This window comes from Cysteiniphilum litorale (assembly GCF_003428165.1).
In the GTDB taxonomy this organism is placed as follows: domain Bacteria; phylum Pseudomonadota; class Gammaproteobacteria; order Francisellales; family Francisellaceae; genus Caedibacter; species Caedibacter litoralis.
The window spans coordinates 275,062-298,302 of record NZ_QLIQ01000001.1; the positions used below are offsets into that span (position 1 = coordinate 275,062).

The window sequence follows — 23,241 nt, forward strand, 5'->3', positions numbered from 1 at the left end:
ACAATGCCAGCCAAAAATATATCGCTTAATACTGCATGTTTAAAGATACCTTATTTCTAACGCTTCAAAAAATATTACCACAAGCCTGTTTATCACGCCTTGCTGGGAAGCTTGCTAACTGTGAAAACCCAACCGTTAAAAATAGATTAATCCACCTTGCGATGAAACGTTTTAATATCAAATTAACTGACGCGTTAATCAACGATCCGACAGAATATACTAGCTTTAATGATTTTTTCACCCGCAAATTAAAACCTGAAGCGCGCCCGATTGATCCAAACGATAACAGCATTATCTCGCCAGCAGATGGCAAAATCACGCAAGCAGGTTTAATCACCGAAGGCAAACTAATCCAAGCCAAAGGCAAATATTTTTCCTTAAAAGCACTTACAGCGGATACGGCAAAAGAGAACTATTCTGATTTCTCAGTGATTTATTTATCCCCTTCGGATTATCACCGTGTGCATATGCCAATCGATGGGAAGCTCACACGCATGACCTATGTTCCAGGCAAATTGTTCTCAGTCAATGAATTAACCGCGGAAAATATCGATGGACTCTTCGCCAAGAATGAGCGCCTGATTTGTTACTTTGATACTGCGATTGGGGAAATTGCCGTTATTTTTGTGGGTGCAATGCTTGTTGCAGGGATTGAAACCGTTTGGCATAAGTTAGTTGCTCCTAATTACTACAGCAAAGTGATACACTTTGATTACTCTGAGCAAAACTTACACTTTAAAAAAGGTGATGAGATTGGTTTATTTAATTTTGGCTCAACGATTATCACGCTTTTCCCTGCCAATAAAATCGCATGGCAGGCGAGCATCACGGGCAAAATTAATATGGGGCAGACGATCGCTAGCGCTATCTAAAAGCATTTAGCCTGATTTAAAATATAAAATATCAGCAAAGCATTTTTTTTTATCTATACTCAAACTTGTCAAAAGCTAATAAAACAACAAGGAGTTTGTGATGAAACCATTTGACGGATTATTAATTGCTGATTTTACCCATGTGTTATCAGGGCCGTTTTGCACTATGCTACTGTGTGATCTAGGTGCCAGAGTAATCAAGCTTGAACGCCCAGAAATCGGTGAAGATTCACGCCAGTTTGGTCCCTTTATCGATGGCATTTCAATGTATTTTGAAACAGTCAATCGAGGCAAAGAAAGTATTGGTGTTAATCTTAAAGATCCTAATGATCTAGCACTTGTTAAAAACATTATCAAACAGGCTGATGTTGTGGTTGAGAACTTTCGCCCAGGCACCATGGCTAAGCTTGGTCTTGATTATGACTCTCTTTGTAAACTTAATCCTCGGATAATTTTCGCCTCTATCTCAGGCTTTGGACAATCTGGTTCGATGTCGCAGCTGCCTGCCTATGATGAGCTGATTCAAGCGATGAGTGGCTTTATGAGTGTCACCGGTGAGCCCGATGGTCCACCAATTAAAGCAGGTCCTTCAGTTTCTGATATGCTTGCTGGTGTGTATTGCTTCTCGGCAATTGCCACAGCGCTTTATCAGCGTGAGAAAACAGGCAAAGGGTGTCAAATTGATATTGCCATGTTTGATGCGATGCTGTCATTTTTAGAAAGTGACGTCGTCTCTGATAAAATGTTGCATAAAATCCCCAGTCGGATTGGTAACAAACACCCCAATATCTCACCCTTTAGCACCTTTAAATGTAAGGATGATGATATTGTTATTTGTGCGGCAACCGATAAGCTTTTTGCTTCTGCTTGTGACGTTATGGGACTTGATCAACTTAAAAATGATCCCAAATGCCAGAGCAATAAAGATCGCTTAGCACATAACGATCTTATTAAAGCTGCCTTTGAAAAATCGCTTGGTAACGATACTGTTGCTAACTGGTATGATAAATTTGTGAAAGCCGGCGTTCCCGCGGGCCCCATTAATAATGTCAATCAAGCCCTTAGTCTTAAGGTTGTTAAAGAACGTGATATGATTGTCAAAGCGGGGAAATATCAGCTTCCTGGATGTCCATTGAAATTCTCAACCAATAAGGAAACCGGCACAAGAAAAGAAGCACCTAAGGTAAATGCTGATGGCGCCAAAATTAAGAAAGAATTTAAATAATCGCTCTTTGATCATGCAATTAGCTCACGTTCTATGCTTTCGCCTCTGGCGTATGTTTTGTCGTGGACTTACTGCTGCATTTCTACTTATTTTTTTCTCACATGTAGCATTTGCGCAACAACTTGAAGATAACAATCAACCAACGATGATGGCAGCGCATTATGATGCCTTATTAACTGCTTTTAATACTGATTTACACATGACACAAACACTGTTACACGATATTAAGCTTAGGATATATGAGCCTGATATTAGCCAAAAACAATATGCCTTTTTTGCCAAACAATTAGATTTCGTGCGCCAGAAATTCTATCAATATCAAACTGAACTGATTAATGAAAGACATAAATTAAGTCATGAACTGACTCATTTTGAAGAAACCAGTCAACCGGGATCTATTCGTGATTTGAGTAATGGTATCGCGCTATTTAAACGCGTGCATGCCGATATTAATAAGCTTAAAGAGGCACAACAACAAGCACAAGAAATCATTAAAGCAACAAACCATCTACTGCTGAAACTCTCCGATCATGAGCGTTTAATCAATGAAATTAAAGAGCTGAAATCAACACCATTTATGATCTCACCCCATTCATTTATAACGTCATTTAAAGAGTTTAACGCTTATTTTAATGACACTCATTTTAACAAACATCAGCTGGTGTTCCCCACCAATGAACAGCTGATCTTAGGTGCGTTATTGCTGCTATTACTACTGGCGAATATGACTTATCGTAAGCGACTGCAAGCTAAGCTTTACTTTTATCTGCGCCATTATGTTTACCATTATATTTATTTACGCGTGTTTTCTACCTATTTCAATGAAATAAGCTACTTGTTTACGCGTAGTATTTTTCCAGCATGTTTGCTGTATCTCATCTACTGCATTGTTTTCATTGATCAAGACCCGCTCAATATTATTAATACCATGGTTAACGCCTTGGTACTGAGCTTGATCTTTTATGTATTATTTAGCACCACCATCAGAAACTTACTACATCTTAATTCATCTGAAAATAAATCTAGCCATCGATATGTTCGCCCCTTAGCCTTAGTGAGCTCAATGATTATTTTTATAGAGCACATAAATCCGATTGCTTTTGGCTTTAATATTGAGCCCTTTCTCATTGACTATGCTTACGCTCGCGTTTTTTGCATGCTTATCTTAGGTATTGTTCAACTCATATTACTCATAAAGCTATATTTGAGTTACACCAAAACGCACCACTTTCATTCAAGTCGCTATGGCTTACTTGTCTTACATTTTCTGCTCATACTCTATAGCTTATATGTTGTGATGGTACTCATCGGTTTTGGCAATCTGGCATCGATTGGTTTTTATAAGTTATTGCAAAGCTTATGGGTAATTTATATTGCCAGTCAAATAGCACGTTTGATTGCTTTTTTATTAACACCATTAAGTGCGCTTAAGCTCCAACGCATTGCTCCGCGCAAAAAACATACCAAAGCCCGCGCGATTGTTGTTTATCACTGGCTAAAGCTCATTGGTATTATTATTAGCTATATGTCTGCGCTACTTCTTATTACCCTACTATGGGGTGTTGAAGCCAATGAGTTAAATGCGATGATAATTTATCTTTTTACAACACCTTTTCCTATCAGTGACAATCAGATTTTTTCTGTTATACATATCATCAACGCATTGGCTATTTTTCTGATTTGCTACGTGGCTTTATTGATTATCAAATGGATGATTCAACGCCTGATTATTCATTATTTAACCATAGAAACTGGTACAAAATATGCGCTTGATAAGTGTCTTAACTATCTGGTCTTTATTTTTGCAATTGTTATTCTTATTTACGCAATGGGAGTTAGCACACATGCATTAACTTTTATCATCAGTGGCTTATCGATTGGTATTGGTTTTGCACTACAAGATGTCATCAAAAATTTTTTCTCAGGGTTTATTCTACTGATTGAGCGCCCTATTAAAGTTGGCGATATGGTGCATTGCGGTAATGATCTAGGATTTGTTAAACACATCAATATTCGCACGACCATTATTGAAACCTTTGATAAAAACACCTTAGTCATCCCGAATAGCCTTTTGATCAATGATAAATTAAGCAATGAAACCATTAATCCTTTAAGCCGCGCTAGCATTAGTATTGGCGTTGGCTATAACAGTAATCCTGAAGAGGTGAGAAATATCCTATTACAAGTCGCTGAGAATAATCAGTATGTCTTTGATGATCCTAAGCCATCGGTGAAATTTAATGACTTTGGCGACTCAGCACTTATTTTTGTCCTTAAGGCGTTTGTTAATAAGCTTGAGCAAAGCAAAGCAGAAGATAGTCTCCGACACGAGATCTTTGCAGCCTTTAAAGTCCATAATATCGATATTCCTTTTCCACAATTGGACATTCAATTTAAAAATATGCGACGACCTTCTTAAGGTCTCATCACAATAGATATGGTGGGTTACTGACTTCTGTCATTTAGCACCCTAATCACCCCCAATATTCTAGATTATTTAAAGTATCAATCATTGCCGTAATAACTTTTTTAATGATCGGATTTTTATAGGATTCACTATTCACAAGCAGATATGTTGTAAATGGTTTACTCGATAAGTTAGGTAATATATTCACCAGTGTTTGATGATCTGATTTTACAACCGACTCTGGAATCAAGCTCACTCCATAGCCTATTTTTGTTAACTTATACTGCATAATAACCGCATCACAACCTATGCTTTGCTCAAATGTGACGGCGTGTTCATTTGGCTTATTTTGCTCATCTTGTAGCAGCCATGATTTCGTCGGCAATAAGTTATTATAAATACAAATATGTTTTCTTAAGTCTTGTGGGTCATTAATTGCTGGATGTGTTTTAAGATAATATTCACTAGCATATAGCTTATGTGTCGTTTGTAAGCGCATTTTAACGAGCCATTCTTCATCATTAATTAAATGAATAAGTGCATCATGGATAAAGATCACATCAAATTGATCAAAAAGAGACTTCGAGACTGAGCCGAAATTAAGCATTTGGTAATAAGTATAACTGGTCATCTCAATTGAAATATCAGGATTTATTGCCAATAATGACTGCAAACACTCATCAATAAAAAAGTAATACACCCCTATATTATTAAAAAAGCGTACCTGCATTTTTTGCGTTTCCTGCTTTTGAACCAGTTGAGAGAAACTTCGATCCATATGCTGCACCATTGCTTGCAATCTTGGGATTAGTTCAGATCCATAAGGCGTTAATTCAACTCGCCCACTTTTTGTCGTAATCACCGTATTTTTAAGATGAAACTCCAAGCGCTGAATGCGTCGTGAAATGGTTGTGCGATGCTCACCCTTAGCATCTGATAGTCCCGCAATTGAACCTATTTTAATGATATCTAACAAGGTAAGCGCATCCGTAAAAAATTCAGTATACATAACATTCCTTCGCTATTAATCAGTCTTTTAACCTGCTATCAAGCATAGTTCAATCCCTCTATAAGTAAAGTATGGATTCTAATACTTTTGTCTTCTGTCTTCTGTCTTCTGTCTTCTGTCTTCTGTCTTCTGTCTTCTGTCTTCTGTCTTCTGTCTTCTGTCTTCTGTCTTCTGTCTTCTGTCTTCTGTCTTCTGTCTTCTGTCTTCTGAAGAAGTGTACACAAAACGCAACAACTGGTGCAACATGTGATCTGTTTACCATGCACCAATCTGTTCATAATGCGACCACACAAGGTGATCACTAACTGTCATCTTGCGATGTTCAACAACCTTCGAGGAAAACATTATGAAAAAGATCACTCAACTTAACAAACTATATACTCTTTGTGCATTATCTCTTGGTAGCATCTCATTGGTTGCCTGTGGCGGTGGCGGCGGTGGTAGCTCTGAAGAGAACACACCTGTTGCACAAACAAAGATCAACGCTGCAGTTACATTGGATACACCAAATAATGTAATCAATGGTGACAAAGCACTTTATAGCACGCAATTAACTGCAGAAGTTGCAAGCCTTTCTGTCAGTGCTGAGCCAGCTCAGATTATTGCTAAATACTTCTCACCACAGCTAACTACAGTACAAGCGAATGCATTAACGCATAATCTTGGCTGTTATGAAGGTTTAGCATTAAGTGCTGGTGAACATTGTGAAGATCATTATGAAGTTACATCAACCATAGAAAATGCAAGCTACCATGGTAGCCTTGTTTATGAAACAACAACTGGCACGGTAACAACGCCAATCAATATCGATTTTAAGGCTGATAATGATGCAGTATTTAATCGCTCAGACATTCAAGTGACAAGTGTTGGTTCATTCTCACCAGGATTGCAGACAGCAATCGATATTATTAACACCTCACAAAAAGTACTGCAAAACCCACAAATGGTATTTCCAGAATCTGTACGTGCATATATCCATCCATTAAATAGTGTATCAACATTAGCAAGTGGGCAAGCAACAACCTTAAAATTTGAGGTAGATAATTCCGCTGAAGCACTTGCCGCATTAAAAGCATGGGAAAATGAACTTAAACAAGCGTTAGCAACAAGCGCTTTATACGTTAAAACCAATGCGCAAAAAGCGCAAAAAGTAGAATTAACACCGTCTTTTAGTTTGGCAACACTAGTAACTGTAAATAATTCAAATGATTTTTTACGCAATGCTAATGGCAACTTAGAAAAAGTTATTACTTTAAAAAATATAACCAGTGACGCCATCAATAGCATTGATGCACAATTCTCACCCGTTGTAGAGGGCGTAAATGCTGACTTTTCACTATGCACATTGCCACTAGCCGCTGGTGCAAGCTGTCAAATCAAAGTCATTGTCAGTCCTGAAGTCAGTAACACAGGTATTTCAAGCTTTGAGACAAATGTTACCTTTGTCACTGATTCAGTCTATCATCTTGATGATTTGAAGACGACAGTAGCAATGAATACAGATGTTTCGCTAAGCCTTGATCCATTGAGTGTTTTTATTGATCATCACGATAGTGTGATTAAATTTATCAATACTGGTGATGTTAATTTTAAGCCCTCAATGCTTGCTAGTGATTATAAAGTTTACGATGCAACAGGCAAAGACATCACTAACCAGATCAGCATTTTAGAAACTTCATCATGCTTAAGTGGCAATGTTGTCGCACCTAAAGCAAGCTGCTCGCTAGTGGTTAATCCAGAAATTGCCATCTCCCAAGTTGTCCAACCGTTTAAATTAGTTATTAATAATAGCAACACAAATACTGAAGTGACCTTACCAAACTATAGCGATAACGGGATTTTTGTTGATGCAACACACACACCAAATGCTTTTGTTTCAGGTAAAGATGCCTCAATTTATGTAGTACTTGCACCTGTTGAAGCCAAAGTGCTCTACGGCTTTAAACTACCCTTTGACATGCCATACACATTAGATACCAGTGTTGAAAACAGTTGCCAAATTGGTAGTATGATTAGCACACCTTGTGTTGCCAAGCTTGATATTTCAGGGGTTGATTTAGCCAATAAAAGCCTGTTGAGTAACTTGATCATTCAATGGGGTGACTCAAGCACAGACACAGAAACACTCAATATCAAGGTTGTCGATATTAATGATCCTGAAGCAGATACGAGTGAGCTTGTGGATCTTAATGTGCTATCGCAATTAAGCAGTAATGCGATTACTGTTGATAAAGAAGGTTTACATATCAACTTAACCAACAACGCCAGCCAAGCACTACAACACTTAAGCGTTAGCGCTCCACAATGGTTAAACAATATCATTGACTTTCAAGCACTTAACACCTTAAGTATGCTTGCGGTTAATGAATCTAAAACACTTAGTCTTCCTTTACTTGCGGGTAAAACGGTTGCTGATTTGCAACAAGCAATGATGGCACATCAAAGTGAGGTTCTTGCTAATAATGATGTTAATGCAACACTGGATAAAGTCTTTGGCTTTGCTGCGAATAATGCCGCAACCTTATTTTATCCTAGCATAGCTAACTCGCTTTATCCGACGTTTGAGGATGGTATGCTCACACAAGAAGTTATCTTTACAGCACCTAGCGTACGTTATATCCCGATCACCAATAACACGACTGAAGCACAGATAATAAGCTTTGAGCAGAATTTACCAACAGGTGTCACACTATCACAGCAAACCTCATCTCCAGAGATGACCTTATGTCAAGAATCGATGACATTAGCCAGTGGTATGACTTGTTTTGTCGCCTTTAATGCAGCAGCTGATGCCAATGAACAAGCAGGTAACCACTTTAACTTAACATTAACACCGGATGCTCAATCTGGATTATCGGCAACCACATTACAGATGAGTTTTAAAACTAATTTTGTTAACGAGTTAAGCTTTAGTGCACCTGAATCAGCGATCAATATCCCATTAACTAGTGTCAAACACTATGACTTAAAAATTGTCAACAATGAGCTCTTTGTTGCTTGGTTGCCATCAACGGATATTGCGAATTATCACCTAACAGGAGATGATCTAACAGGTTTACAATTAACTGATCCAAGCATGAGCCCAAGCTGCTTCACAGGATCTGCTGTTGCCAGTGGCAGCTATTGTTATGTTGGTTTAAACGTATCTGATAACAGTACAGCAGCAGAGTATGGATTAGTCTTAGATATGGGTAGTAACAGCAATTTAGCACAAGATAATCTTAATATCGGTACCGTAAATATTATTGATCATGGCGTTGCATCTGTTGAGCTTGTTGCTAATGGTCAAAATATCACAGGCGTTGTTTCAGGCTTAGGTTTTGACGTTGTCATTCATGCACCTGAAAATTGGTTTAATGAAGCTTCTACTGATCAAAGCTTCACGATTAGTTCAAGCTCGCCAGATATCCTAATCGATGGTGCAGAAAGTAGTACTTGTAGCTTGTCACAAACTCTGCAAAGTCTAACTTGCCAAGTACATGTTACGACCACTGAAGCACTTGCTGTTGGTAGCTATGAGTTAGCTATCACCGCAAATAACGATATGCCAATTAATAATTCCATCATGAGCTTTAATATCCAAAGTTATGCATGGAAAGCCTTATCACAAGTCTCAACACGTAACGATATTGGTTCATGTGGTATCGGACATGATAATAAAGCCTATTGCTGGGGATCTAAGAGTGCCTACAGGTTAGGGGTTGATGTTTCTAGCGCTCAACGTAAACCTGTTGCCGTATCTCAAGGGCAAATGCCACAAGATGTTGTGCTTGAGACAATTATCGCCGCTGAAACTACAAGCTGTGCGCTGGATAATACGGGGCAAGCCTACTGCTGGGGGGATAATAATAATGGTAAGACAGGTACTGCTAATGGCGATAATGGTAGCATTCAACAACCAACCAAAGTTGCCCAAAATGGCGTAACTTTCAAAAGTATTGTTGGTGGGCAATTCCATATTTGCGCAATCTCAAATGATGAGAAATTGTATTGCTGGGGATTGAATTTAGAGAATCAATTTGCTACTGCTATTCCGATAGGTAACGATATCGATCGCCCAGTTGCCATTCCTAAAGGAGGTATCCCCGCATCAGAAACAGTTAAGCAAGTTGCTGTGAGCGTAAACCAAACCTGTGCGCTTGCAAGTAACAACTGGATATACTGTAGTGCTCCGACCAGAGATAATACAAAAGCATCTCAATTAACAGCAATTGCTCAAGGTGCTTTACCACAAGGTGCTTACTACACCAAGATCCAATCAGGATATGATTACTTCTGTGGGCTTGCCAGTGACAACCATGCTTACTGCTGGGGAGATAACAGACGTGGTCAATTAGGAGATAATACGACAACTAATCGCACGACACCAGTGCAGGTCAAAGCCGGAGCCATTCCAGCTAATGCAACCTTGCAAGATATCTCTGCTAACTTTAGAAGCACTTGTTTACTTGCTGATAATAAAGCCTACTGCTTTGGTGACAACGCTTCCTATGATCTAGGTACTGGAAATACAGTTCAAAGGGAAATACCCTTTGTTGTTGCTCAAGGTCAGCTAGCTCAAGGTGAAACGGTGAAATCACTGGCTGGTAACAACTGCTTTATCAGCAGCCAAGATAAGGCTTATTGCTGGGGTAATAACGAGTACTATAAGACAGGTACCAACACAATTAGCGGTTTTGTTCCAACACCTAAAGTGGTTTACCCTTATAATGGTTAAGCTCTAATCTAATACTCATTTAAGCCTGCGACAGCAGGCTTTTTTATTGTTATCGCAAACCATCATGCACACATTACGCACAACTTAGCGCACAATTTGTCGTTTTTTTAATCAATCAACCTTTTTATCATAAGCAACATCTCTCAGCGTGATTAACTTTAAGGAAACTTACGATGCAATATAAAACATTAATCAGACTTCTACCCTCACTCATTAGCACCTCTTTAATCAGCGCCTGTGGCGGTGGAGCGGGTGCACCCTCTCCAGAACCAATCATTGGCAGCACTAAACTTAACAATGAAACTTTATTAGCACCAGCCTCTAGCATTAAAGCCGAAGGTATTGGCATCAATAAGCAACGTCTAAGCACTGAAACCACTTATAACCTGATGACAGGTTTAAATGACTCGAAACAGGACAATGTTAAAGTAATAGGCGCACATATTGACCCACAAATTGATGGGCTTACATTGAAATATGTGGCTGATAAATCAGAAAAAAGCTGTCTTATCACCAATGATGATGGTTCGCTCACACAAACGACATTAACTGCTAATGACAGTTGTGTGCTTAATATTGAAACCATCTACACCGGCTCACAAACACTTCTTGATCAAGAGCTTAACTTAATTATCGAAGTTGAAAATATTGAAAACAAAGTGCTGCATTACCAAGGCAATTTTATTAAACAAGAAGATATCGCAACAGCACAATCATTAGCTAAAGCAAGTGTTACACCGATTACCATTCATAGTGATGGTCAGATTGATGTTATCTTTAAAAATATTTCAGATAAAGCGATAAATCGCGTAGTATTAAATATCGCTGAAGGTGATGATAGCAAATGGTTTATCGATCTGTTAGATGAGGCGACAAAAAAGCAACTAAATGCACATTATCAAATCGTTGATGATGAGAAAAATATTTTGCCTGATGAAACTGGCATTATCACTTTGCAACTTGACCCGATAAAATTAAAAACTGCCCTTGAAGATGAAACTCATCAAGCACAACTTGTAGATAATATTAACAAGGGTCATCTTCTTAACATTGATGCCAGCAATATTGCTAAAACGAATATTGCATTAGCCTATGATAAACGTGTACTTGTTAGTGATCGCTCTAATATCCATTTCACACAAGCAAATAGTAATACAGTCACGCTAAAGAATACCTCTAATAACCCAATTAAAATCAATCACATAGACATCACAGGCGATATTTCAGACGTTAACCTTACAGCAAACATCACAGATATTGCCCCACTATCTAATGCCATGATTGTGCTTAATGCACAAGCATCGGCAAAAGGTCAAGGTGAATTAGTCATTGAATATGAACATGATCATGGCATAACTGAGACAATGAATATTCCAATAAGCGTTGCCAATTCCAGCATTACATTATCTGCAATCAATAATAACAATCCCTTTGAGATAACAGATCAAAGCAGTGAAGTATCAACACAGATCACCAACAATGGTAATTTTAACTGGTATCCAGCAACAGCATCAACACAAGGAGCCTATCAAGTGCAGCGAGTTGGTGACAAGAAAATAGATCACTCTTTATCTAATTCAATCAATTGTCTTAGCTTAAACGAAACGGGATTAGCACCTCAGCAAAGCTGTGAGATGCCAATAATGACCATTAACCCAGATACACAGGCAGGCACCTATGAATTTACTCTATATGCTAAGGCTCAAGATGGAACTATTTACACCAATCTTGATAACAATCATAGTGCCGTATTTTCAGTCATTGAAAGAGAGAAAGGACAAGCACAGTTTCAAACAATCGATGGCACAGCATTAACCAAGCTTCAGTTAAATAACATCGACAATAAAGCAACAATTGTGATTAAAAACATCGGCAAAGGTGATCTTAATAACTTATCCTTTAACAGTGATCAAGCTGATGTACTGCATATTGATAGTCAAGCTTGCCAAGAAACCTTAACAGCAGATCAATCATGTCAAATCATTGTTAGTACTGATTATGATGCTAATGATCCGCTTTATGCCAAGATTAAAGTATCTGCTCATAATATGAGTGAAGACAGCGCTGAGCTTCCTACTACTATTACCAAGGCAAAAACACGCCTGATATTCATAACTATGCAGAGCTTTAATGGTAATTTAGGTGGCGTTGAAGGTGCAAATGACAAATGCCAGATTGAAGCAAGCTCTCGTGGAATGTATGGTCAATACAAAGCAGTGATTGCAGATACTTCGCGCAGTGTTAAAGATAATATTGGTTTTGATCAAACAGCATACTATCTAAATTTAAATGGTGAAGTCGTGGCTGCTCCTAACACACTCTTTTTAGGCAATTTAAAAAATTCTATTGCAAAAGATACTGAAAGCTATGTTTGGAGTGGATTTGCGGTATATGACGATGTTTATGGCTTAAGTGGCAATTGTAATAACTGGACAAATAATGGCACTTCAAATAGCCCTCAATATTTTGCCAATGTTGCCAATCCTTTAGCCACAGACAACTCATGGGCTGCTAAGTTTGAGAGCGAGAAACACAGCCTGCAACTAGCTAGCTGTAACACGCCAAACAAACTCTATTGCGCACAAAAATCTTAATGATCAATAATCAACTAAATCACAAGGAACATTCATTATGAATATTAAAAATTTAACTAAAAAGATTGGCTATTTTGGTTTACTTAACCTAAGTTTGATTGGCAGCAGCTTTGCCAACTCTAGCGTGTCTATCTATGTTGACCCCGCAGTAGCAGATCTTGATGCAACGCAAACACAGTTTATCGTTGCTAGCGCATACCCTGAAGTAACACCACCAACACTAATTGTTGATACTGATAGGGTTACGATTGATATTGGTTATAATATTATGTCAGAAAACAGTGACGTTGCTAATTGGCTTAAAAACATCCGCAGCACATGCGATACTGATGATACTAACTGCAAAGCAATTGGCAGCAAAATGAGTAATCCTACAGCAGGTCTTGGTTTATACGGTGATCTTATTTTCACCTCCAAAGATCACCAACATCACTATATTTGCAAAAACGTCGTATTAGGTGCTGTTAAACTTAGCTATTTTACAGCGACTTGGTCGCTTGGTGCCAAGTCAAGCCTACCAAGAAAATATAATGAAACAACTAAAGACTGGGAACTCACCTTAAATTGTGAAAGTGCTCAACAAGAGGTTAAACGCATTACACTCACAGGAGGTAACAGCCTATTTAAAGTGATCAGTGTCAAGTAAGGATCACTTAAATTCTTTTCTTATCTTCGCCGTTGACGCACCCAATGCCTCTGGCGTATTAAGCGTATCTAGATCATGACTTCCATTAATCTTCATTGGATTACCCGGCACAGTATAATCGCCAGCATCAATGAGCATATTACGTGCTTTAATCTGCGGCAGCTCACAGGCTTGTTTGATGTTATTAACGATACCATTTGGAATACCAGCATCAGTTAAGATCCTCTGCCATTCTGCTGTTGTCTTTTGCCTAAAAAGTGGTTGTACAACAGCTTGTAAATCAGTGCGATTTTTAATGCGATCAGGTCCCGTTTTAAACTTAGGATCATCGTGCCAATTCATTTTATCTAGCGCTTGACAGAAACTTAGCCATAGCTTTTCGCCCAAAACAGCCACAATAACGGCGCCATCTTTTGTACGTAACGCACCAAAAGGTGCAGCAGCTGGATCAATATTACCACTGCAATGTTCAATTTCATTGAGTTTAGTATAAGCCACCACTTCAGCTGGCATCATTGCAAATAAGCCATCTAGCATGGAGACATCCACATAAGCGCCTTTGCCATTTCGCAATCGCCCACAATAGGCAGTCATCGTTGCCATATAGCCCCACATCCCAGCACTGACATCACCGACAGGAAAGCCAATGCGTCCGCTATCTTTATCTAAATCACCATTGATTGACATCATGCCTGAATAGCCTTGACCCACCAAATCAAAACCTGGTGCATGCGCCATTGGTCCTGTCGTACCAAAACCTGAAATCGAGGTGTATACAATTGCGGGATTTATTTTTTTAACCTCTTCATAACCTAAGCCTAATTTCTCCATCACACCAGGTCTAAAATTCTCCACAAGAATATCTGCCTTTTGAATGATCTTTTTAATCAATGCGATATCTTCTGAATTTTTCAAATCCAGCGCACAACTTTCTTTATTGGCATTGGCTGATGCCCAAAATACTGAAGTTCCTTCTTTGGTGAAGGGAGCCGCTGAACGCAACATATCACCATCTTCTGGACGCTCAATTTTAATAACTCGTGCGCCATTGTAAGCCAAGAGCATTGTGCAATAAGGTCCAGCTAACGCTTGAGTAAAATCCAATACCAATACATCATCTAAAACGCGTGACATTTCTCTCTCCTTGAATCTTTCGTTTTTTCATTTTTTCATTTTTATTTCTTATGATGAATCTTGGCGATAAGCGCTTCAACACGCTTTGTAAACTGTGGACTATTCAAAATCTTATGTCTCGATTCCTCAATAGCCACGGCTTCATCATAATTAATCGTAACATCATTAGCCAAAACATTAAGCTGCAATTTGCTGTTAGCAACTCCTTCAGCACAGCAACTAATAATTGCCTGACAGACCTCATCAACACGCGCTGAAAGTGATGTACCATCACTAAAAATGGCATTAAAAATTCCTGCATGATAGGCATCCATTGCATCGATGCTACCAGCGGTAAAAAATAGCTCTTTAGCTTTATGGATACTCATGACTGACAACCAATTTTGGTAATTGCGCAATGAGAAAGGCACACCCATTTTATTGGCGGTAATAATCACCTTGCTGTCATTGGTGGCATAAACCATGTCACAAACCATCAGCATATGTAAAGCACCGGCATAAACAGCACCTTCGACTTGGGCAATAATAGGTAACGGTGATGCCGTCATCGCATCAAACATTTCAAACATCGGATCATTGGTAATCTCATCGACTGATGTCAGTTCATTTAAATCATGCCCTGCTGAAAATATGCCATGCGAAATATTGGCTTTAAGCACAATCACACGCTGTTTCTTGCGTTTTGCCTCATGAATAAATTGCGTGACGGCTTTTGACATCTCACTATCAAAAGCATTGCGTTTATCACCATTATTGATCGTAATTGTTGTGATTTTGTCATCGTGTTGACAGAGTATCTTATCCATTGAAATATCTCCTTTTCGGTTTTACAGTCCAAAGCATCGCGCCAGTGCCCCTAAGTATAGCGTGAGATTTTTAAAATAGGCATTCGTTCAGTCGGTTTTTCAAACTTTACCCTTTTTACCCTTTTTACCTCTTCTATATTTTGGCTATAACCATATTCCTGACCACTTTGATTGTGTAAGCGTTGGCTGAGCGTAAGTCGAAGCCTCTATGAAGTGTGATAACCCACTTCGACTGATGCTCAGTGCATCGCTTCGACTTACGCTCAGGGTACGGTGAGCACTTGTGGGTGAATATTTAGTCTTATCCTATATTTTCATCTTTTTTATCCAAAATGCATAAATTACGCACACCGCTGTTATTAATCTGTAGTTACAGTTATTTGATTGTTTTGCGATCATTTTCCCTGCCTGTGCAATTATTAAGGAGAACAGCATGAAATTATCTAAACTTTATTTTCTCACATTGACAGCTTTGATCATAAGTGCTTGCGGTGGCGGCTCTGATGGCGCAAGCAATGAAACATCACCAACATCGACACCAACGTCTGAGTCAGACCACCAAACCTTACCATCATCCGAGAATACAACAATAGGAAACACAGAAAACACGGAAAACACCGAGTCTGAAGTACCTGAAACCGAGGTTGAACCAACACCAATACCATCAATTAATATCGTGCAATTTATAGCAAATGGTATTCCTGAAACAGCCGATGGCACGGTTAACTTTATTAAACCAAATCAAGAAGTTGTCAGCTATAATTTATCGGAAATGCGTAGCCAATCGGGTGTTACGTTAGCAAGCAATGACTATTCTGTTGAGTCCACTATTTTATATGAAGGGATCAATTATGTACTAACAACGGCAAGCATTTCAATACACAGTGGCATGACCAGCCCCGTTTCACTTAATTACAATGCGCTTGCCGCAGAAGCTGGTGTTATTCATATCACATTAAACAACCTTCCTAGTGGCAGCACTGAACGTTTGGTAAGTATTTATGATAATGAATCAAATCTTGTTAGCTCACAAATGACCAATAACTTCAATGTCACCTTGAGTCTTAATCCCGGCACTTATACGATTAGCTATCAGGGCTATCTTGATAATGCCAATAATCGCTACTATAGCGCAAATAACACCAACAATATAACCGTTACTGCTGCAAGCACACAAGATCTTGCGATTAGCTATGCAGTGGATAATGTTTTTTACGAGGTTGGCGCCTATTATCCTGCGTGGGGCACCTATGGTCGCGATCACCAAATACACCACTTAGATGCAAAAGATCTTGATGTGCTTTATTATGCTTTTTTGAACTTTAACGCTAATGGTATTGTCACACTTGGTGATGGTTATGCCGATACGGAGAAACGCTTTACAACAGACGTTACCACTACGCATGGCACCTATAAAGCAGGCACATGGTATGGCGAAGGTTCTAACAAACCTTTCTATGGTAATCTAGAGCGTATTCAACAGTTAAAGACATTGGCAAAGAACCAGTATAATAACGACTTGATTGCTGTTTTTTCTATTGGAGGTTGGACATGGTCTGGCAATTTCCCAAGTGTTGCTGCTGATCCACAAAAACGTCTAGCCTTTGCTAATAGTGCCACGGCATTGGTTGAGCAATACAATATGGATGGGCTTGATCTTGATTGGGAGTTTCCTGTATGGGGTGTGCAAAATGAGCATATCAATGCCGCTAATACGGCTATTGCTGCCCAAGGTGCTGGTATTACCAATGAGCAAAAGCAAGCGATTCTTGATCAATACTTACAATATAACGATGCTGCCAACTATGTTGAGCTTATTAAAGTCGTTCGTCAAAAGTTGGATAACTTAAGTAACACCACTGGCAAAACCTATCATTTAAGTATTGCCATCAATCAAGCACCTGAAAATATTGCCCTTAATCACTATAGTCAGATGCTACCGTATCTTGATTCGGTCAACATCATGTCCTATGATGCGGCAGGAACTTGGGATAGTACCACAGGACATCAATCCCCCTTATCTGCCACAGAAGGTGCTGATGCACCAAACTATACGACGACCAAAGGGCAATGGAATCTCATCAGCAGTGTTGCCGCACTTAATGCCGAAGGTGTCAGCAATCAAAAAATCATCGCTGGGATTCCGCTCTATGGTCGCCAATGGGTAGAAGTAGATGTTGGATTAGCACATATTCCAGGAGTTTATCAATCAGGTATCACAGGACCTGGTGAGTGGGAGAATGGCAGTCTAGGGTATAACTGCCTCATGGGGGATAGCTTCTCAAATGTTAAGGATAATGAAGTGTGCACAAGCTTTGCTAACACAGCATCTGATTACACCTATATTCTTGTGCGTGATAACAACAATGTGTTAAGAAGTGTTGGCAACTTTGGTGAGGTGGGCATCAATGGTTATACAGTCTCAGGTGTTACCTACCCATTTGATCGAATTGTTGAAAGCTATTATTACAACCCGTTATCACGGATGTTTATTACGTATGATTCGGCAACGATGGTTAAAATCAAAGCGCATTGGCTAAAACAGCAAGGGTTAAAAGGGGCAATGTTTTGGGATACTTCAGGTGATGCACCCAACCCTGAAACCAATCCTGATCCATCACTCATTGATGCGCTAGCTAATACATTTAACTAATACGATGCAGTGTTACTGTTACATACCATCCGAGCCTGTCATTGGTATGTTCGGGGTATTTTGAGCTGGTTGAACAAGACTGTGCTTGTATGCTTTATTTGAGTTTGATACATAATCGGTACCGGCATAAGCAGCAGCTAAGTTACCTGCTAAGAAAATACCGATAAATATCAGTGCAATCGCTTTAAAAAATTTGTTCTTTTTCATCTTAAGTGCTCCTTTAATTATTGTTCATTTTCTGGGGTGAGTGTTATAACACCTGTCCATCATCAATAATCAAAATTAATAAAAGCTTAAGATGTCACAGCAAATAAAAATGGTTTTAGAAAAATCACATTCGATCGCTAAATTTCAATAATAACTTCGGTTGAAGCAGCACGAAACTTTTTTGGTAAATCCATGGCACTATAACCAAATGCACACATCACACCTGAAAAATCAAAATCATCAAAATTGATTTGTTTATATTCATCAAGGACTTTCTTGACATTTTCAGCTTCAAAACCCTCAATCGGGCAGCTGCTAATACCTAAAGATTGTGCGGCATTGAGTAGATTCGTTAGTGCAATATAACACTGTCTTTTTGCCCAAGCATCCGTATCTTCAACACTGAGATAGTTTTGCACTAAACCTAGGTAAGTATCCTGCATTTCTTGTGGTAAATTTCGGCGCGAAACCTTTTGACGAACATAATCACTCTTACCACGGAAGTTATGCGCTTTGCGACTTAAGATAATAACAATAAAGCTTGAATCTGTAATTTGGCTTTGATTCCAGCATGCAGGTTTTAATTTCTCACGCAATTTATCATCTTGGATCACAATAAACTGCCATGGCTCCAAACCAAACGATGATGGTGACAGCCGCCCTGCTTCTAAAATAAATGCTTTATCTTTGGCAGAAATTTTGCGTGTTGGGTCAAATTTCTTGCAAGCAAAGCGTTGCTCTAATAGTTCAATATAATTCATCATGATCCTCTTTATAATGCTTTGGCATGTACTCTTTCTTGTTTAACATAATCAACTAAGCGTTCCATGGCATCTGTTAAAACACTGACCTCATCGGCACAGCTAAGGCGTAGGTAACCTGGTGCACCAAACGCGGAACCTGGCATAACAGCTAAATGCTTGGTTTCTAATAAATGCAAACAAAAACTCACATCATCTTTAAAGCCTAATGCTTCAATAATTGGCTGCACATAAGGGAATAAATAAAAGGTTGTCTCTGGTAATAGACAATCTATCTCTGGCACGTTTTGTAATGCCTCATAACAAAAATTGACACGTTCTTGATATATTGCTAGTTGTTCAAATAGTGCTGATCTTGGTAAATTGAGAGCTTCTATTGCAGCATACTGTGAGATAGAGCACGCGCATGACATCGATTGTGACTGATAACGCTTAAGCATATTGATCATATCCTCGGGTGCAATGATATAGCCAATGCGCCATCCTGCCATCGCATAACTTTTAGATACGCCATTAACAATGGCATAACGCGATTTTAACTCAGGCGACACTTCAATCAATGTCAGTGGACGATCTCCCCAATAAAGCATATCGTAAATATCATCACTAATGACCCAAACATCAGGGTAATCTTTTAATACACGAGCAATCATATTCAATGTTTCTTTGTGATATATCGCACCAGTTGGGTTATGTGGAATATTAAGCACTAACGCCTTTGTTTTGGTATTAAGTTTTGCTCTTAAGTCATGCTCCGTTGGCTGAAAATCATTGTGATGCGTTGTCTCCACGACTATCGGTTTACCATGCGCAAGCTTAATCATATCAGGATAAGATGTCCAAAAAGGCGAGAAGAACAGCACTTCATCACCTGCATTTAAAATACAATTAAAAATATTGTATAGACTGTGCTTAGCACCTGTTGTCACACACACTTCATTATGTTGAAAATTAAGCTGATAATCGCGGCTGTAGCGTTTCATAATCGCCTCTTTTAACTCAACAATTCCATCTACTGGTGTATATTGCGTGCGATTTTCATCAATCGCTTTTTTAGCAGCTTCTTTAACCACGCTAGGTGAATCAAATCCTGGCTCACCAACGGCTAAAGAAATCACATCTTGATGCCCTGCCTTAATAAGACTTGCAGCACGGGCTGCCATTTCAGCGGCTTTTGAACCTTCAACATTTAGCACGCGCTGACTAAAGCGTTTTGCTTGATCTAACATTTCGCTTTCGCTCCTTAAATTTATTGACTCAATTTATTGACTCAATTTATTGATTATATTGATGATAAGCTTGTATTGTTTTATCACAAACCATCACAAATTGCTCATACTTCTCTAGCACAATGGCATCAATCGTATAATTATTATGTTGCAGCGCTTTTTCAAGCTGTGCTAATTTATTTTTCAACGCAGGCACGCCACAGTAACTAGCACCGCCGTGAAGCTTATGTACTAAATCTCTTAAGTGTTTACCCTCGTTATTTTCATAAGCGCTCACGATCTCTTCAACAGCACTATTTAAAGAGCCCATAAATGCTGCCAGCATTTCCTTGGCAAAAACGACATTGCCACCTGCTAGGCCTGACGCAAGCTCAATATCGATATAGATTTCATCATCAACCGCTGCATTCTTATTGCTAAGCTCGCTTATATGCTCGAAATTTTCATTTTTCTCGTCATTTTTAGTTGGTAATGACAGCTCATTACTACCTAAATAATGCATCAATAATTCGGATAACGCATTGTCATCAATCGGCTTGATTTGTATGGCATCAAAACCCTCTTGTAAAAGGCTCTCGCCCTGCCCTTCAACAACATCTGCCGTGACAGCAATGATAGGGGTATTCTGATAACGCTGATCTTGGCGCAAGGCATGACATAACTCAACCCCATCCATCTCAGGCATATGCACATCGGTTAAGACCATCATAAATTTTTGCTTTTGAGCTAATGATAACGCCTCTTTTGCACTAAAGGCATCAACTGGAGAGTAGCCTTTTGTTTTCAATAAAATATGCAATAGCTTTAAATTAATGGGATTGTCATCAACAATAAGTATCGATTTTTCTACTTGTATATTAGGTATGTCACCTACAGTGTCAGCCTCTTCTGTTTCACTCAATTCAAGAGAACTCTCTAAAAAAGAAACCAGTTTATTAGGCTTATATGGGTAATTCAAACAATTCTTAAGATCTAGCTTATGCGTGTAATCAAAGAGTTCATTTAGCGGCATATTAGCAATAAGAAAAATATTCGCTTGCGTAAATGACTGCAAATCCATAATTAATGACTGTTTTAATTTCTGCATTTCAGGCAGTGTGTTATAAATCAATACAATATCAACCGTATCTTGTTCAACCACACTATCAATCAATGCAGTCTCACTCTCACAGCAAATAAACTCAATATCAAGAAGTGCAATATGTGCAAGAAACATCTCACAGGCATAGCGACTTTGATTATAAACGATGAGCTTTTTAATGCTTTTTGGTTTCTTTCTTTCAATCGTTACACTTGGTCCTTGCTCAAAAAACACATTAAAGCTAAAGCATGCGCCATGACCCAACTCACTTTCAACTTTAATTTCCCCATGCATTTTTTCAATCAGCGTTTTACTAATAGTCAGCCCCAGTCCCGTGCCTCCATATTTGCGACTAGTTGATAAGTCAGCTTGCGTGAAGGCATGAAACAGCTTAGCTATTTGCTCAGATGATAAGCCAATGCCCGTGTCCTTAATCGTAACATATAGCTCTACTTGCTCACTTTGCGCATTTTTCTCATTTTGATCGCTTTTCTCATTATGAATTGCTTTTAACTCAATACCAACGCGTACGCTCCCTTGCTCAGTAAATTTCAATGCATTGCCTACAAGATTGGTTAAAATTTGGCAAAACCTTAATGCATCACCTATGACCATTTGAGGTAAATGTGGATCTAATAAAACACCAAAGTCAACCTGCTGCTCAATGACCTTGGGCTTGAATAACATCATGCAATTGGTAATTTCTTCACGCAAATTAAACGGCTGATGTTCAAGAATTAAGTTGCCCGATTCGATTTTTGAGAAATCCAAAATATCATTGATAATGCTCAATAGATTATTGGAAGATAAGATAATTGTTTCTAGATACTCACGTTGTAAGGAGCTCAGCTTACTTTTTGCCAATAAGTCCAAAAAGCCTAATACTCCATTCATGGGTGTGCGAATCTCATGACTCATATTGGCTAAGAATTTACTTTTTATCTCGCTAGCCTCAATCGCTTCTTTACGCGCTTGATCTAATTGGATGTTCTGGCGTTCAATTGTTTTAAGCGTATGTCTTAGCTCCCTTGTCGCTTGTTTAATATTACTCTGCATTTCCTGATGCGCATTATTAAGCGATAGCGCCATGCTATTGACACCTTCTTCAAGATTCTTAAGTTCGCCTGGTGGATTGCCATCAAGCTTGGTATCTAACGCACCTTCTTTAATACGTTTCACTGCATTAATAATATCAAAAAGTGGATTGATCAAATCCCCACTTAAACGTAGTCCAAATAAGATACTCACCGTTAACCCAATCAATACAATCAGTAATGTCGCAATAATTGCCTGATACTGATTCATAATGGTGTTTTCGCGACTTAAGGTAATAACAACCCAGCCAATACGTTGATCTTTTTCCGTATAAAGCTTATCAACACTTGTTTCTTTTGGGTTAATGGTGCGTGAAATAACAGGCGCTAAAAACTGGATATTTTTATGCCCTTCTTGCATAAAGATTTTTTTACTAATCAAGTCTGAATTTTCTTTAAAAAAACGAGGATTTACTTGCGGTATTCTACCCGTGAATGTTAATAAATTACCATCACGATCATAAATCGCAGCCATGCGCACATCCGGATAGCTTAAAATATTATCCGTGACATTTTGTAAGATAATCTTGCTGTCAAAGTACAAGCCATACTCAGAGGCGGCAACAAGCTCAGTAGTAACTGCCTCACCACGAATATATAGATTACGATCCAAATCAGAGAAGCGCATGCTGATAAAATAAAACCCAAGCAATGCTGACACTGTCAGTGTTGGTAATAAGGTTAATAAAATCATCCGCCCGCGGATGCCAACATTTTTAAGCATAAAATGTGCTTTTGATTTAGCGCGTTTAATGATGAATTATATCACCCATAAATCATTTTGCAGTGGGAAACTGCCATCTTAA

At 38.8% G+C, this 23,241-nt stretch carries 15 protein-coding genes; 7 read left to right on the top strand and 8 right to left on the bottom strand.

Translation table 11 applies throughout. The annotated features are described in order from the left end of the window. Nucleotides 1-35 precede the first annotated feature (35 nt). The 3 genes from asd (at nt 36) to DNJ75_RS01280 (ending at nt 4,516) form a co-directional block, all read left to right on the top strand. Nucleotides 36-872 (top strand): archaetidylserine decarboxylase, encoded by an 837-nt coding sequence (asd, locus tag DNJ75_RS01270; RefSeq protein WP_117001353.1) that lies wholly within the window; start codon nt 36-38, stop codon nt 870-872. A gap of 100 nt (nt 873-972) precedes the next feature. Continuing rightward, nucleotides 973-2,097, top strand: coding sequence for a CaiB/BaiF CoA transferase family protein (locus DNJ75_RS01275; RefSeq protein ID WP_117001354.1), 1,125 nt, complete (start codon nt 973-975; stop codon nt 2,095-2,097). Then, nucleotides 2,066-4,516 (top strand): mechanosensitive ion channel family protein, encoded by a 2,451-nt coding sequence (locus DNJ75_RS01280; protein WP_157968160.1) that lies wholly within the window; start codon nt 2,066-2,068, stop codon nt 4,514-4,516. The genes DNJ75_RS01275 and DNJ75_RS01280 overlap by 32 nt, the downstream gene beginning before the upstream one ends. A 55-nt stretch (nt 4,517-4,571) precedes the next feature. Here the strand turns inward: DNJ75_RS01280 and DNJ75_RS01285 are convergent, their stop codons facing one another. Next, nucleotides 4,572-5,513, bottom strand: coding sequence for a LysR substrate-binding domain-containing protein (locus DNJ75_RS01285; RefSeq protein ID WP_117001356.1), 942 nt, complete (start codon nt 5,511-5,513; stop codon nt 4,572-4,574). Between the two features lie 38 nt (nt 5,514-5,551). Further along, complete coding sequence (locus DNJ75_RS15800) at nt 5,552-5,791, bottom strand: DUF874 family protein (RefSeq protein ID WP_117001357.1); 240 nt, start codon at nt 5,789-5,791, stop codon at nt 5,552-5,554. A gap of 68 nt (nt 5,792-5,859) precedes the next feature. Between DNJ75_RS15800 and DNJ75_RS01295 the strand changes: the two genes are divergently transcribed. The 3 genes from DNJ75_RS01295 to DNJ75_RS01305 all read left to right on the top strand — a co-directional run bounded on the left by DNJ75_RS01295 (nt 5,860) and on the right by DNJ75_RS01305 (nt 13,470). Continuing rightward, a complete protein-coding gene (locus DNJ75_RS01295) occupies nt 5,860-10,230 on the top strand; it encodes an RCC1 domain-containing protein (RefSeq protein ID WP_117001358.1) in 4,371 nt (1,456 codons plus the stop codon). Nucleotides 10,231-10,403: 173 nt separating this feature from the next. Next, nucleotides 10,404-12,824, top strand: coding sequence for a DUF1554 domain-containing protein (locus DNJ75_RS01300; protein WP_117001359.1), 2,421 nt, complete (start codon nt 10,404-10,406; stop codon nt 12,822-12,824). Between the two features lie 37 nt (nt 12,825-12,861). Beyond that, nucleotides 12,862-13,470 carry a hypothetical protein gene (locus tag DNJ75_RS01305; protein WP_117001360.1) on the top strand — a complete coding sequence of 203 codons (609 nt, stop codon included), beginning with the start codon at nt 12,862-12,864 and terminating at the stop codon, nt 13,468-13,470. A gap of 3 nt (nt 13,471-13,473) precedes the next feature. Here DNJ75_RS01305 and DNJ75_RS01310 read toward each other — a convergent pair whose 3' ends face one another. Then, on the bottom strand, nt 13,474-14,604 hold the full coding sequence (locus DNJ75_RS01310; RefSeq protein ID WP_117001361.1) for a CaiB/BaiF CoA transferase family protein: 1,131 nt from the start codon (nt 14,602-14,604) through the stop codon (nt 13,474-13,476). 41 nt (nt 14,605-14,645) lie between these two features. After that, the gene (locus DNJ75_RS01315; RefSeq protein ID WP_117001362.1) at nt 14,646-15,410 is read right to left on the bottom strand and encodes an enoyl-CoA hydratase-related protein; all 765 of its coding nucleotides are present in this window, start codon (nt 15,408-15,410) and stop codon (nt 14,646-14,648) included. Between the two features lie 433 nt (nt 15,411-15,843). Between DNJ75_RS01315 and DNJ75_RS01320 the strand changes: the two genes are divergently transcribed. Continuing rightward, nucleotides 15,844-18,063 (top strand): glycoside hydrolase family 18 protein, encoded by a 2,220-nt coding sequence (locus DNJ75_RS01320; protein ID WP_117001363.1) that lies wholly within the window; start codon nt 15,844-15,846, stop codon nt 18,061-18,063. Between the two features lie 18 nt (nt 18,064-18,081). Here DNJ75_RS01320 and DNJ75_RS01325 read toward each other — a convergent pair whose 3' ends face one another. The 4 genes from DNJ75_RS01325 to DNJ75_RS01340 form a co-directional block, all read right to left on the bottom strand. Further along, nucleotides 18,082-18,270, bottom strand: coding sequence for a hypothetical protein (locus tag DNJ75_RS01325; RefSeq protein WP_117001364.1), 189 nt, complete (start codon nt 18,268-18,270; stop codon nt 18,082-18,084). A 137-nt stretch (nt 18,271-18,407) separates the two neighbouring features. After that, nucleotides 18,408-19,034, bottom strand: coding sequence for an NAD(P)H-dependent oxidoreductase (locus tag DNJ75_RS01330; protein WP_117001365.1), 627 nt, complete (start codon nt 19,032-19,034; stop codon nt 18,408-18,410). 8 nt (nt 19,035-19,042) lie between these two features. Then, nucleotides 19,043-20,260: a pyridoxal phosphate-dependent aminotransferase gene (locus tag DNJ75_RS01335; protein WP_117001366.1), complete on the bottom strand. Its 1,218-nt coding sequence runs from the start codon at nt 20,258-20,260 to the stop codon at nt 19,043-19,045. Between the two features lie 46 nt (nt 20,261-20,306). Continuing rightward, the gene (locus tag DNJ75_RS01340; protein WP_117001367.1) at nt 20,307-23,159 is read right to left on the bottom strand and encodes an ATP-binding protein; all 2,853 of its coding nucleotides are present in this window, start codon (nt 23,157-23,159) and stop codon (nt 20,307-20,309) included. Nucleotides 23,160-23,241 lie beyond the last annotated feature (82 nt).